Annotated in this window: 14 protein-coding genes; 11 read left to right on the top strand and 3 right to left on the bottom strand. The window is 57.9% G+C overall.

Annotated elements, in window-relative coordinates; genetic code table 11:
• The first annotated feature begins 12 nt into the window (after positions 1-12).
• The 5 genes from SH139x_RS27945 to SH139x_RS27925 all read left to right on the top strand — a co-directional run bounded on the left by SH139x_RS27945 (position 13) and on the right by SH139x_RS27925 (position 4458).
• Entirely contained in the window at positions 13-879 is an 867-nt protein-coding gene (locus tag SH139x_RS27945) for a carbon-nitrogen hydrolase (protein ID WP_488353003.1), read from the top strand.
• Positions 880-888: 9 nt separating this feature from the next.
• Positions 889-1929, top strand: coding sequence for an agmatine deiminase family protein (locus tag SH139x_RS27940; protein ID WP_488353002.1), 1041 nt, complete (start codon positions 889-891; stop codon positions 1927-1929).
• On the top strand, positions 1926-2597 hold the full coding sequence (locus SH139x_RS27935) for a DUF2293 domain-containing protein (protein WP_488353001.1): 672 nt from the start codon (positions 1926-1928) through the stop codon (positions 2595-2597). The genes SH139x_RS27940 and SH139x_RS27935 overlap by 4 nt, the downstream gene beginning before the upstream one ends.
• Positions 2598-2635: 38 nt before the next feature.
• Positions 2636-3961, top strand: a complete 1326-nt coding sequence (locus SH139x_RS27930) for a phenylacetate--CoA ligase family protein (RefSeq protein WP_488353000.1) — start codon at positions 2636-2638, stop codon at positions 3959-3961.
• A gap of 113 nt (positions 3962-4074) precedes the next feature.
• Positions 4075-4458: a DUF971 domain-containing protein gene (locus SH139x_RS27925; RefSeq protein ID WP_488352999.1), complete on the top strand. Its 384-nt coding sequence runs from the start codon at positions 4075-4077 to the stop codon at positions 4456-4458.
• 368 nt (positions 4459-4826) lie between these two features.
• Here SH139x_RS27925 and SH139x_RS27920 read toward each other — a convergent pair whose 3' ends face one another.
• Positions 4827-5471 carry a hypothetical protein gene (locus SH139x_RS27920; protein WP_488352998.1) on the bottom strand — a complete coding sequence of 215 codons (645 nt, stop codon included), beginning with the start codon at positions 5469-5471 and terminating at the stop codon, positions 4827-4829.
• 229 nt (positions 5472-5700) lie between these two features.
• On the opposite strand from SH139x_RS27920, the gene SH139x_RS27915 reads away from it, so the two are divergent.
• The 6 genes from SH139x_RS27915 (at position 5701) to SH139x_RS27890 (ending at position 11717) form a co-directional block, all read left to right on the top strand.
• A complete protein-coding gene (locus SH139x_RS27915; protein ID WP_488352997.1) occupies positions 5701-5985 on the top strand; it encodes a Trm112 family protein in 285 nt (94 codons plus the stop codon).
• A 375-nt stretch (positions 5986-6360) separates the two neighbouring features.
• The gene (locus SH139x_RS27910; protein ID WP_488352996.1) at positions 6361-7182 is read left to right on the top strand and encodes a hypothetical protein; all 822 of its coding nucleotides are present in this window, start codon (positions 6361-6363) and stop codon (positions 7180-7182) included.
• A 53-nt stretch (positions 7183-7235) separates the two neighbouring features.
• Positions 7236-7964: an FHA domain-containing protein gene (locus SH139x_RS27905; RefSeq protein WP_488352995.1), complete on the top strand. Its 729-nt coding sequence runs from the start codon at positions 7236-7238 to the stop codon at positions 7962-7964.
• Between the two features lie 86 nt (positions 7965-8050).
• A complete protein-coding gene (locus SH139x_RS27900) occupies positions 8051-10393 on the top strand; it encodes a serine/threonine-protein kinase (protein ID WP_488352994.1) in 2343 nt (780 codons plus the stop codon).
• A gap of 17 nt (positions 10394-10410) precedes the next feature.
• Entirely contained in the window at positions 10411-11070 is a 660-nt protein-coding gene (locus SH139x_RS27895) for a hypothetical protein (RefSeq protein WP_488352993.1), read from the top strand.
• Between the two features lie 8 nt (positions 11071-11078).
• A complete protein-coding gene (locus SH139x_RS27890; protein WP_488352992.1) occupies positions 11079-11717 on the top strand; it encodes an RNA polymerase sigma factor in 639 nt (212 codons plus the stop codon).
• A gap of 28 nt (positions 11718-11745) precedes the next feature.
• On the opposite strand, the gene SH139x_RS27885 is transcribed toward SH139x_RS27890, so the two are convergent.
• Both SH139x_RS27885 and SH139x_RS27880 read right to left on the bottom strand, forming a co-directional pair.
• A complete protein-coding gene (locus tag SH139x_RS27885) occupies positions 11746-12390 on the bottom strand; it encodes a LuxR C-terminal-related transcriptional regulator (protein WP_488352991.1) in 645 nt (214 codons plus the stop codon).
• A gap of 505 nt (positions 12391-12895) precedes the next feature.
• Positions 12896-13270, bottom strand: coding sequence for a histidine kinase (locus SH139x_RS27880; RefSeq protein ID WP_488352990.1), 375 nt, complete (start codon positions 13268-13270; stop codon positions 12896-12898).
• Between the last annotated feature and the right edge of the window lie 84 nt (positions 13271-13354).

The following is a 13354-nucleotide window of genomic DNA, read 5'->3' as shown; positions in this document are numbered from 1 at the left end:
GAGGCTTTCCAAGTGCCACGCAAAGTTCGTCTCTCCCTGGTGCAAATGTCTTGCTCGCAATCACGCGATGCCAATGTGGATAAAGCGGTCGAGCGAATCACGCAAGCGGCTGCCGAGGGGGCTCAGATTGTTTGCTTGCAAGAGTTGTTTACCGGACCGTACCCTTGCCAGACCGAGGACCACGCCCGCTTTGCTTGGGCCGAGGAAATTCCCGGGCCGACCAGCGAGCGTTTGCAGGCGCTTGCAAAGCAACTTCAAGTGGTGATTGTGGCGTCGCTGTTCGAACGTCGCGCAGCGGGGCTGTATCACAACACGGCGGTGGTTTTGGATGCCGATGGTAGCGTGGCGGGCATGTATCGCAAAATGCATATCCCTGACGATCCTTTGTATTATGAAAAATTCTATTTCACCCCCGGCGACCTGGGCTTTCGCGTGATTCCCACGCGGTATGCCAAATTGGGTGTGGGCGTGTGTTGGGACCAGTGGTATCCGGAAGCCGCTCGGCTGTTCGCTTTGGCCGGTGCCGAGATCCTTCTTTACCCCACGGCGATTGGTTGGATCCACGCGGAGAAGGCTGAATTTGGCGAAGCCCAGCATGACGCTTGGGAAACCATGATGCGTTCGCACGCGATTGCCAACGGGCTGTGGTTGGGGGCTCCCAATCGAGTTGGTTCGGAGGGCGATATCGAATTTTGGGGACAGTCGTTTATCACCGGACCCAATGGTCAAGTTGTCACGCGGGGCAAAGATCAAGGAGAAGAAATTATCTCCGCCGAGTGCGATCTGGAGCTGATCGATGTGGTGCGAACCCATTGGCCGTTCCTCCGCGATCGTCGCATTGATGCCTATGCCGATTTGACCAAACGTTTTTTGGATTAAGGTGGTAAGATGAATCAACTAACCACCCGACGCTGGCCGGCAGAATGGGAGCAGCAAGCGGCGATATGGCTTTCCTGGCCTCATAATCCGGAGACCTGGCCGGGACGTTTTCAACATATTCCGGCCGCCTTTACCATGTTCGTCAAAGCGGTTGCCGCCGTGGTGCCGGTTCAGGTTTTGGTCGCGCCGCAGGTCCGCGAGCTGGCGAATTCGCATCTCCAGGAGATCGAGAACGTAACGCTGCTCGATTGCCCCACGAACGATTGTTGGATTCGCGACTATGGTCCCACCTTCGTTAGCGAAGGGGATCGCTTGATTGGCATCGACTGGGGTTATAACGCTTGGGGTGGAAAGTATCCGCCCTGGGATGATGACGCGCGGGTCGCCGCGCGGGTTTGTGAGGCGGCCTCCGCCGATCACGAAGTCAGCGAGTTGACTTGCGAAGGGGGCGCGCTGGAGACCGACGGGCGGGGCCGGTTGATCACCACGCCGGAATGTTTAATTACCGAGACCAGGAATCCCGGCTGGGACCAACAGCGGATTGCGCAGGAGTTTCATCGTCGCTTGGGAGTCACGGAAATTTTGTGGCTCGATGGAGGCGGGCTGCAGGGGGACGATACTGACGGGCACATCGACCAACTGGCCCGCTTTGTCGACGAACGTAACCTGGTGTGCGCCGTTTGTGATGATCCCGAGGACCCGAACCATGAACCGCTGAAGCAGAACTATCTGCAATTGCGAGTCTGGGGGCGGGAGACCGATCCTCCGGTGGAGATTCATCGCTTGCCGATTCCACCCAAACGTGAGATCGACGGGCAACGGGTGCCGGAGAGTTATTGTAATTTTTTGATCGTCGGTGGCCGCCGTGTCATCGTCCCCCAGTTCTGCGCTCCGGCAGCCGATCAGTTCGCCGTGGAGTTGCTCGCATCGTTGTTGCCCGACATGGAAATCTTTCCCCTCGATGCCAGCGAATTAGCCTGGGGGCTGGGCGCTTTTCACTGCGCCAGCCAACAACAACCACTCGTTTCCGCGTTAAAGTTACTCGGATGAGCGCCTACGCACCTGGACCTTCCGAACGGACCGTTCGCGCGGCTGACGGAGAAGTTCTCACGGCACCCGCGAATTGGATTTTGGTGCCCCCAGGGGATGCCGCCCTGACGCGAAGAATCAAAGCAGCCGGACCCCACTGGGTCGTGCAAGAGAAAAAGGGGCGGCGGATGTTCTCGCGAGGCGTTTGGGCGGATGCTCAAACCGTGGCGAAGATCGAAGCAGACTTGGCGGCCGAGCGGTCCACCGACGCGTATGCCAAACGTCGCGAGGCCGATGCGCGACGTCGCGAAGTGGTGCAAACGGACTATGTGGATACCTTCCAGCAAACTGTAGTCAAGTTTCTCGACTTCGCTCCCTGCCATCAAACATTGGCGGAAAGACTCGCGACGGCAGTGACCAAGCACGCCACGCCGGTCGGCAGCGGAACGGTGGCGCGGACGAAGCGTATTCCGGTGGAGCAACGAGCCGAAGCGGCCGTGATCGCTTGGTTGCGCCACCAGACAACCGGGTACGATACGATGGTGATTCCACGCGTCAAAGGCAAACGACGCGAAGTCCGGCGGATGTTGGCCGAACGCTCGCGGCAGTTGTTAGATCACTATCGCCGCGGCCTTGATCCTCCCGCCAAATGCCCGCTGCAGATCGCCATGAATCACAGCCCTGCTTGAATCTTGCCTTGTTTGGAAATTTGGAGACGTGTTGCACCATGCCTGTCAAAAAAAACTCCTCCTACAGCCAACACAGCGGGCGAGGTGACGACGCCGGATCCGCATCCAGCGCCGAACGTCGTGCGCATTGGCGGCAAGCAACCCGTGATGAATTGAGTCAATATCAAGTCGCTCGCCTAAATCGAGTGTTGGCCGCCGCGGTGGCGGAAGATGGCTTTTACCGTCGCAAGTACCACGCCGATGCGCTGCGAATCACTTGTTTGGAAGACCTCAGCCGGTTGCCGTTGCTGGAGAAAGCTGAGATTGATGCCGGGGATGGCTCACCCGCTAAGTTTCACACCCGTCCGCTGACTGCCTATTCACGATTCCATCGCACCAGCGGCACGCATGGTCAACCGATGCCGGTCCTCGATACCAGCCAAGATTGGAAGTGGTGGCTGGATACTTGGCAGTACGTGTTAGATGCCGGTCGCGTGCGCTGCGAAGATATCGCCATGATGGCATTTTCTTTCGGACCATTCATTGGTTTTTGGAGTGCCAACGACGCGTTGGTGGCCCGCGGTGCGACGGTGGTGCCCGGAGGTGGTTTGAGCAGTCGCGCGCGATTGAACCTAATCGCTCAAACAGGAGCGACCGTGCTTTGCTGCACCCCCACCTACGCGATGCATTTGGCCGAGGTCGCGGAGGCCGAAGGGCTCGCGCCGCGTGATTGGCCGGTCCGGTTGTTGATCGTGGCAGGTGAGCCGGGCGGTTCGTTACCGGAGGTGCGAACGCGGATCGAAACCGCTTGGGGTGCCCGAGTGCTCGACCACAGCGGGGCTACCGAGTTGGGGCCGTGGGGGTTTGGCAGTTCCGATGGCAAAGGGCTGTACGTGATTGAATCCGAGTTTGTCGCCGAGCTCTTAGTACCCGGTAGCGAGCAACCCGCCGCTGAGGGAGAGTTGGCCGAACTTGTGCTGACCGGCTTAGGGCGATTGGGTGCCCCGGCGATCCGTTATCGCACGGGTGATCTCGTTCGCGGTTATCGCAACCGCAGCGAACGTTGTCGATTTTTGTGGCTCGACGGCGGGATCATTGGACGGGTGGATGACATGGTCGTGATTCGCGGTGTCAACATTTTTCCTTCCAGCATCGAACAGATCATCCGGCTGTTTCCCCGCTTGGGCGAGTTTCGTTTGATTGCCACTCGCCAGGGCGTGATGGATGAATTGCAAGTCGAAGTGGAAGACCCCACCGGGCAAATCGCCGACTTGGAATTAGTCATGGAACAGCGGCTCGGGTTGCGGATTCCAGTCCGCGCGGTCCCGCCACAATCTTTGCCACGTTTTGAGGCCAAAGCGAAACGGCTCGATGATCGTCGCTAGTGTCGGTTGGCGTTAGCCGTTTTGGCGCTAGCCACGGTTTCTGTCAGCCGTTTTGGCGCTAGCCACGGTTCCCTCACAAATAAACCTCCTACACCAGTTTCTCCAGCAAGCTTATGAATGACGCATTACCTGAAACCTATGATGATGGCGATAAGCCGGTGCCGACTGGTTTGCGGCGGATTTCGCCCAGCGAGATTGAGATGACTTGGTCGGACGGCTTGGTGTTGCTCTACCGAGCCAGTCATCTGCGCAAGGTTTGTCCCTGCGCGACCTGTCGCGAGCGTCGTCGGGACGGCGAACCGCCCGACCCCGAATTACAATCGCGAGCGGCCCGACAGTTGCCGGTGTTATCGAAGGCGGAAGCGAAGCCGATGACAATCGACAAGCTCCGCCCAGTGGGCAACTATGCTTACAACATCGCGTTTGGCGACGGCCACAGCTCGGGATTGTTTACCCTGGAATTTCTCCGCCAACACGGAGTGAAGAGTGAAGAGTGAAGAGTGAAGAGTGAAGAGTGAAGAGTGAAGAGTGAAGAGTGAAGAAGCTAGCAGCCTCGCACCTCGCACCTCGCACCTCGCACCTCGCACCTCGCACCTCGCACCTCGCACCTCGCATCTCGCACCTCACACCTCACACCTCACACCTCACACCTCACACCTCGCAGCCTCGCACCTCGCACCTCGCACCTCGCACCTCGCACCTCGCACCTCGCAGCCTCGCAGCCTCGCAGCCTCGCACCTCGCACCTCGCACCTCGCACCTCGCACCTCGCACCTCGCACCTCGCACCTCGCACCTCGCACCTCACACCTCACACCTCAAGACTCAAGACTCAAGACTCAAGACTCAAGACTCAAGACTCAAGACTCAACGCAGCATGGTGCGAGTGCTGTAAGGGTCGCTGTTGAGCACGGTGGGCGGCATGCCTCCCATTTTTGGGCGAGCGGGTGGGGCGGTGGGTAGCGTGGCGACTTGTGTTGCCGGTTGCGGTTCCAGGCCCGAGCCGGGAATTGTTTGCGGACCGGGGCCCGGTGAGACGGCGACCCAGTCTTCGACTTGTTCACGACGCATCGTCGTGATCCGCCGCGGTTCATTGACCACTCGCTTTTCAGCCACCCAGCGAGTGGTCGTGCGGGGGCGATTGTAGGTCTCCGTGCGAGCTTCCCACTGAGTCCGCGGGGCGTAATGGTAAGCCAACGTGGGTGCCACGAAGGGATTCCAAGTGTTGTGCCAGCGAGGTTGCCAGTCGTATCGCACAACCGGAGTAAAATAAGTGTTGTGGACTGGCTCCAACTCCGTCACCACTTCAGGACGCGAGATCGTGACCACCTTGGGTTCCAGGCGAGTCTCGACACTGGGACGCTCCACCGTGCGGAAACGTCGCTCATAAGTCTGGCCGGTGAGTGGATCGACCACTCGGTTTGGGTTTTGTGCGGCAAGCGGGTTGCTTGCAACAAATACTGAGATACCGAATCCAACAGCGATTCCAAACTGCAACTGCCGCTTTCGCATGGCATTCCCTCGCCAATAAGTGATTGCGGAGACCTCGCACTGGAGGTCAGATAAGCGTTAGATTGTGATATCGGTTACCGACTCGGCGGATGCTGAAGGTTTTCAGCGGGGGCCAGCGCGGTTTCTCGGTAATTTGCTGATTTTCCTTCATGATTTACGCGAAAAATTTTCCCCGCCTATTTTGGGGAATTTTCTCCTGATTACTCAACTCCATGGACCTCTTGCTATCATGACAGCCCCAGAAGCAGTGATTGACCCGGTGCTGCTGGAGATTTTGCGTTGTCCCCAAACCAAACTGCCGTTGCGGATAGCCACACCGGCCGAGCTGGAAAGTCTCAACCGTCGGATTGAGGCGGGCGAGTGTTTGGATGCCGCCGATGAACTGGTTAAAGAACCAGCTGCGGGGGGGCTTGTGAGCGAAGATGAGCAGTGGCTGTACGCGATTCGCGACGCAATCCCGGCGTTAATTCCGAGTGAGGCGATACCTTTGCGGAAGCCGGGTGAAACTAGTTAGCCGGTTATGTGGGTATTGGTCGGAGTTGGATCGGAGTTGGATTCGCTGGCGGAAGCCGAGCCATGATGGCTGTCGTCGCGTAGAAACTGTAGCTTTGCTGCGAGGATGTTCCTCAGAAAGGTGGGCTCGCGACTGGGTTCGCGCCGGTTTGTCGGTTTCTTTTCAGTGATTTTTCTTCCGCGGAGCTAATTTTTTCGCTCTTGCGCGTCAAGATCGCCGCTTAAGTCTCGAATTCCTTAGTGTTGGCCGGCTACTTTCCTGGCAGCCGAGCCACGGCGATGGCCACAATCGACCCACCAGTGACGTCATGTTGACGGCGCAGTTGGCCACGCAGTCAGAATTGCGGGAATCCATCAAACGAGGAGACGGATAGCGATGATTAAGAAACTTTTGATCGGTGGTGTGTTGGCTTCGGCCTTGGGTGGTTTGGTGATCGGCTCGGGACTGTGGAGCTATGCTCGCACGGCGGGTGGCTGGCTTCAGCAGACAGCCGAAGACTCGGTGCCCCTCGAGTGGGAAATCAAGCGAGCTCGTCAGCTGATCGCTGACTTGGCTCCGGAGATCAACTCAAACGCCAAGCGGATAGCCACGGAGCGGATTAGCGTGGCCAAGCTGGAGCGTCAAGTTGGCGAGACGGAAGAGAAATTGGCAGCCGCTCAAGCCGACATCATGCGGCTGAAGACTGACTTGGCCGGTGGCGACAACGTGTTCGTCTACTCGGGCAAGACCTACACTTCGCATCAAGTGAAGGACGACCTCGGCCGTCGTTTCGAGTTATACAAGACTCGCAAGGAAATGGCTGATAATTTGAATAAGATGTTGTCGGCTCGCCAAGAAACTTTGGCAGCCGCCAATGAGCGGATGGAAGCGATGCTGTCGGCCAAACGTCAGCTGGAAGTCGAAGTGGAAAACTTGCAAGCTCGTTTGGCCGCCGTGCGGGTGGCTCAGACCAGCAGCGAGTTAGCGCTCGACGACAGTGCTTTGTCGCAGACTCGCGAGTTGCTCGATCGGATTTCGGCTCGCATCGACGTTGAGAAGGAGATGACGCAAGTCGATACGGACTACTTTGGTGGCATCGAATTGGATGAGCAAGGTGAAGCCGAGTTATTGGATGAGATCACCAGCTTTTTTGATGGGGATCAAACTGGCGACGGGGCAACCGCGCTGACCGGAATCCAATTGGGCGACGACGAGTAGGACTAGGTCGATTGCAAAGTTTGTTTCCTGTCGTTTGATGCTTTTTTGAACAGGTGAGCGACGTGGTATTCTCCCTCAGCGAATCGCGAGCCGGCAAGCCGGTTGGAAAGGTGGAGTCGGTGGCCGGTCGATGGTTGTTGTGGGTGGATGGCGTAGGTGGATACTTGCTGCTGCCGGGCGACGACTGGACCATTGGCGGTCCGAGTGGGTCGGAAGACGCTGAGATTTGCCTGCAGGGAGATTTATCACGTCGCGAAGCTTGTATTCGACGACAAGGTCGAGATTATGTACTGCAGCCTTTGGGCACAGTATTACTTGGTGGACGCCGAATGAATCGGCCCGCCATGTTACGCGACGGAGATTTTCTGACCCTCGGCAGCGGCGCGGCGGAAACGTCGGCCGGATCATTCGCCGGGTTGACCGCTCAATCGCCCAACGGGCCCCTTGTGCGGGGAGTGCGGATGGAATTTTCCACGCCTCATCCCTTAAGTGCTTCGGCCCGCTTGCAGCTTGATAAGCGACACAAGTCACGTCCTCGCAGCGATGCAATTATCCTGCTGGCTGATACTTGTATCCTCGGGCCCACTCGCAGCAGCCACATCTGGACCCCCTTGGCGACCGGAGAATTGGTGCTGTTGCATCGTGAGGGCAAATGGTTTTGTCGAGGAGAGGGAGAAACGATCGTCGACGGTCAAGCGAGTCGGGGGCGCGTGCCCGTACCGGTTGGCGGGCGCGTCGAAGCGAATGGGTTGGTATTCACACTGGAGGCTCTGCCATCATGAGTTTGCGTCGCTGGCTAGGGCCAAAAAAACAATCTGAAGACGAAAAAAAACAACCCGCAGCGCCTCAACCAAGTCAGGAAACTGCCTTGGAACATAGCCCCGCGTCGGATCTACCACATGCCACGGGCGTCACTCAGCCTTCGGGAGAACCAGGAGCAATGTCAGCATCGGTCGAAACATTAGATAGGACTTGGGCCTTTGATGAAGGGCAAGCCGAAGCGGCCCGCGGAGCAGCTGGTCCCAACCCAGTCACCGCCACGAGCCCAGTCACCGCCGCCAAGCCGTTCCCCGGACGGGAGGCAAACGGCCTTAGCTTCAGCTACGCCAGCGGCAGTAAACCGTTGGCCGGCTACACGCTCAAGCGGGGCGTGGGCGTGGGCGGATTTGGTGAAGTCTACTTTGCCCTCAGTGACGCGGGGAAAGAGGTCGCTCTCAAGCGGATCCAACGGAATTTAGATATCGAGTTGCGGGGCGTTTCGCACTGTTTGAATCTCAAGCATCCCAACCTGATTTCGCTCTACGATATTCGTTACGACGATGCCGGCCAGGCTTGGATCGTGATGGAGTATGTGGCTGGCGACAGTTTGCGGCAAGCGCTCGATCGCGCACCGCAGGGAGTTAGCGAGGCCGAAGCGAGGCGTTGGTTTGCCGCGTTGGCTGGCGGTGTCGCCCACCTGCACGAAGCGGGGATTGTCCACCGTGATCTCAAGCCGGGTAACATCTTTGATGATGACGGCATTGTGAAGATCGGTGATTATGGGCTGAGCAAGTACATCTCCTGTTCCCGCCGCGGTGGGCATACCGAATCGGTTGGTACGTTTCACTACATGGCGCCCGAAGTGGGACGCGGAAACTATGGTCGCGAGATCGACATTTACGCGATGGGTATCGTGCTGTTCGAATTGCTGACCGGCACGGTCCCCTTTGATGGGGAGAGCAGTCACGAAATTGTGATGAAACATTTGACGGCGAATCCTGATTTGTCGGCCGTCCCGGAACCTTATCGCAGCGTGATCTGGCAAGCACTACAGAAGAACCCCGCCGCTCGTCAACAGACAGTCGCACAGATGGTGCGGCCGCTGGGAATTGTGCTCGATGAACACGGCTTGGCGCGGTCCGTCAGTGGCAATTTAAGTGACTCGGTGATCGATGCGACCGGCTCATCTGCCTTCATTGCGGGCCCAGGTAACGCGGGCTCAGTCGATGCGGGTATTCAATTTACTTCTGAGTTGGGCACCGCCGAGCGACCCTTTGCAGCGCGTCAGACTCGCGACTTTGGGCCGGACGGTGGTGTCAGGGATGACGGGGCCGGGAACGACTTGCACTTTGGCGAAGTCCGCCATCATCGACCCTCGTCGGTGCCGTTGGCGGGCCAGTTCCCGCATCGCCATGCGGGAGGGCATCAACATTTGGTCGGCAATCAAACGGGTGGATCAGCGGTTAACCGTGAGGAGCCATTGGCCCGTGTGGTCCGCTCCACCTTTGGAGATGTGCGCCGTTGGTGGGCCAGCTTGGCTCCCTTTCCGGGAACGCGGTTGGTGCTGCTGGTGATGGGGGTGATTCTGTTGATTCTCAACACCCAGTGGCTAGTGCCGTTGCTGAGTTTACTGGCGATTTTCTATGTGCCGTACTACATTATTCGCGCGATCGTGCTGGGCATGTCCCAGCCGACTTCGACGCAAGCGACCCAGCAGTTCGCCGGGGTGCCTCGTCAGCAGCCGCGGATCATGACTGTGAAACAATGGCGTCAGCGTCGACGTGGCGAATTGGCCAGCAAACGCTCCAGCGTGCGGTTGGCGGAGTTGGGAGGATCGACCTCCACGGCGGTTGCTGGCTGTGCCGCCTTGGCAACCGGTGTGGGTGCGGTTGCCTTGTGGGACCAGCCAGTGACCGCTTTGCAGGTGGCTCCTTTTGTTTGGTCGGCGATTGTGGCTGCCAGTTCGGCCGCCGCCGTGTTGCTGTTCGGCAAATTGTGGGAGCGTGAAGAGGGTTCCAGTTTTGGTCGTCGGACAGTCATGTTGGGAGCTGGTGCCGCAGTTGGCGCAGCGAGTTTCCAGTTGGCTAATTTCCTCATGTTGCCGATCGGCGAGGGGCTGGAGCGAGATATTGACGCCACCTCCCTGCCCTTAGCTTTCTACCAAGACGGAACGCCCATGATGGCAGCCATGATGGCGCACTTTGCCTTGCTGCTGGCCGGTTTACGCTGGTGGAAAGTGGCCGACCCGCTCCGCCGCGTGCGAGTCAGCGTGTGGGGTGTGGCTGTGGCAGTTGTCGGAGCTTGGGCGCTGCACCAAATCTTGCCAATCCCACAACCGTACGGAATGCTCACCGCTGGTCTGATTTCGATCGCCGTCCAATTAGCCGCACCTTGGGAAAACCCCAAACAGCGGTTCGCCGATCCGGCGACTCAACCCGTTCAAATTGCTTAAAGCTAGGTACCGACATCATGAACATGCTTTTTTTCAATCGCTGTTGCTTGCTGATGCTGGTTGCCGTGCTGGCAATCAACGGCGGCGGGCAGCAAAGTCACGCGGACGAAGGTCCGCAGGAAAATCCGCAAGAAAGTTCGCAGGATGGTGATGACTCATCGCCTCGAACGCTCTCGGTCGCTCCGCTCGATCATGCCCAGTATCCAGACGATCGTCCCGAGTGGCTGGAGATGGCTCCCGATCTCGATTCGTCACTGGTGGTGTGGCCGGTCAAGTCGTTGTTGTTGCCATCGAAAGCTGAAGCTCGCGAAAGTTTGGAACTGCAAATCCGCGGTGCCGTGGCCGCTTATGCAGATCACGTGTTGGGTGCTGAGCGAGCAGCTGTGCTTAATCCGGCGGAAACGGAGCAGATGTTGAGCGAGCAGATGTTGTTTGAATCGCTGCCGTCCACGGATCGCTATGAAGGCACTGCCCAACTGGGTGACGAAACTGTCTATGAGCAAGCGGTGCGGTTACGGTTTGATGAGAAATATCGTCAGCGGTTGCTGGCGACGTGGCAAAATCGTGAACTGGCGGAACGTCTCGAAGCGGTGGGGGTTGTCGGCGGCGTAGGATTGTGTTTACTGCTGGCTGGTACCGGCATTACCCGCCGCATCGCTCGTAGACACCCGGCTTAGCAACCTTTATGGTCGATCCGCAAGAAACCAACGCATTGCTCGTCGAACGCATCCGTCAGGGAGACCAGCAAGCCTGGGAGGACCTGATCCAGCGGTACGAAGGACGGTTGCTGGCGTTTGCCGAAAGTCGCATCCGCAACCGGGCGGCCAGCGAAGATATCGTCCAAGATGCTTTTATTGGTTTCTTGACCAGTCTGCCGAATTACGACGGCGGGCGGCCGCTAGAAAGTTATCTGTTCTCAATTTGTGCGTACAAACTGACTGACTATTTGCGCCGCGAGGGCCGCCGTCCCGCGATCAGCTTTCAGTCGTCACGGGCCAGCGAAGGCGATTGGGAAATGGCCGGCCCGGCGCGGCAAGCCAGTTCCATTGCTCGCAGCGGCGAACGCCGCAATCTCGAAGAGGCAGCCGTGCGCGACGCGATTGCCGAGCAAATCGACCGCTGGCGAAGCAACGGCGATTGGGCCAAACTCAAATGCTTGGAATTGTTGTTCGTATGCGGCGAAGGCAACAAAGAAGTCGCCGCCCAACTGGAACTGACCGAACAGCAAGTGGCGAATTACAAAAGTGATTTTCAAATTCGCCTAAAGTCGATCATCCGCCGCATGCAGTTGGATGAAGAAGTGTTCCCTGAACTGGCAGAGTGAAAGACGACGCTTACTTTCCGATCATTCCTCAAGGTTTTCTCGGCAGTCTTTGCAGCTTGAGGTCGTCCAACTCGAGTCCCAATTTGGTGACGATGGAAACCAGCTCGCTTTGACCACGCGCATGCAGTTTCTTGCCGATCGAGTCTTTATGATGTTCGATGGTTTTCGGGCTGCGTTTCAATGCGGCAGCCGTTTCCGGTACTGACATTCCATGCCCTAAAAATACCAACACTTCCAGTTCCCGTGGCGACAAGACATCGAGCGGCCCCAGGTCCAAGTACTGCGAGGAAACCATTTCGATTCCCTGCCCGGGTACTCCTGACTCATCGTTGCTGCTGGCGTGGGTAATCACCATCACTCGGTTAAATGGGGCGTCCTCGTCATGAATCGGCCAAATCGTCGACTCGATCCGTCGCCCGTTGTAGATGTGGCGAATTGCCAGCGGTCGATCTTCGTCAATGACACGGCGGATCAATGCCAAACGTTCGTCGACAAACGCTGGTGGATGAAAATCCGCAATGTTCTTGCTGGCATATCCGATGCCACTTTCTTCCGAAAAGAAGACCTGGGAAGCTTCGTTGACATATAGCAGTCTGCCCTCGGTGTCGGTGATCGAGACGCCTACTCCTGGGGTTCCGGACAGGGCCAACCATAATGATTTTGCATCAATCAAAGAATCATTCCCGTTCGACGCATGCGCAGCGTTAGGGCTTGCGTCGGATGGGAGCCTCGGTAGCGGTTCATCAGAATTTTCCATGATGCGGAGCTGGCACGCTTCAGCTGAGCGGCTGGTGGTGGTCAGTTTTCGGGGGGCCTGGCGGGGATTTAAGCGGGGCTGTGGGGAAGAACGGTTCCGCGGTGCACCTTCCAATTGTAGGGAAATGCGTACTGCTGTACAAGAGTATCTCTGACGTAGGACGGCTCTCCAGGCTCGTCTTAATAATCAGCCGGGGCTGGAGACCCGTCCTACACGGTTCAGAATTTGAGCTGTGATCTCACTTACGAAACCGCAATTGTTTGCGTTTGAGGATACGTGGCGAAGGGGTGGGGGCTCAACCACCCGTTCGTAGCCAAAGAAAGCCCCGGTGTTCACCAGTGAGCCCACCCGCTTATTTCTAGCGTTTGCGAATGGAAGAATGTACACAAAATAGGGATATTTTTTTGCCAAATTGACCTGCTTAGCTGGTCTTCCAGCGCGTTGGCTGGGTCAACCAGCGGTCAAACTGCCCGCGGGTGAGCACTTCGTCGAACCCCGCCTCGGAGGCCGCTTGTAATTTGCCTTTGTGAACATGGGGGGCGTAGGCGATGAGGCGAGCGTTGGGATAGTGAACTCGCGCGTCGGCAACCAGTTTTTCGGTTAGTCCGCTGCGGGTCGCCAGATCGAGGACTACGAAGGGGACCGCTTGAGCGGCCTGTGGGTCGGCCGGTGGGGGCAGGTTGGCACCAAAATGGAAGTCATAGCCAGCCTCTTCGCAGGCGCCACGCACTCGGCTGGCGAAAACCAGGTCACCGGAGAGGAAGATCAGGCGTGGTTGCGGGTCGGATGGTGGCATGGGGGGCTCGTGGTGAAGCTGGGGAGTTAGTTAGCTGGGGTGTTGGGCGTTGTTGACTCGGGTTTGCTTGCCGCTGGGGGCAAT

The sequence above is a fragment of the Kothea flammea genome (assembly GCF_052161645.1).
In the GTDB taxonomy this organism is placed as follows: Bacteria; Planctomycetota; Planctomycetia; order Pirellulales; family Pirellulaceae; genus Laterigemmans.
Note: the sequence above shows the minus strand (reverse complement) of the source record. Positions and strands in the feature narration are given on the sequence as shown.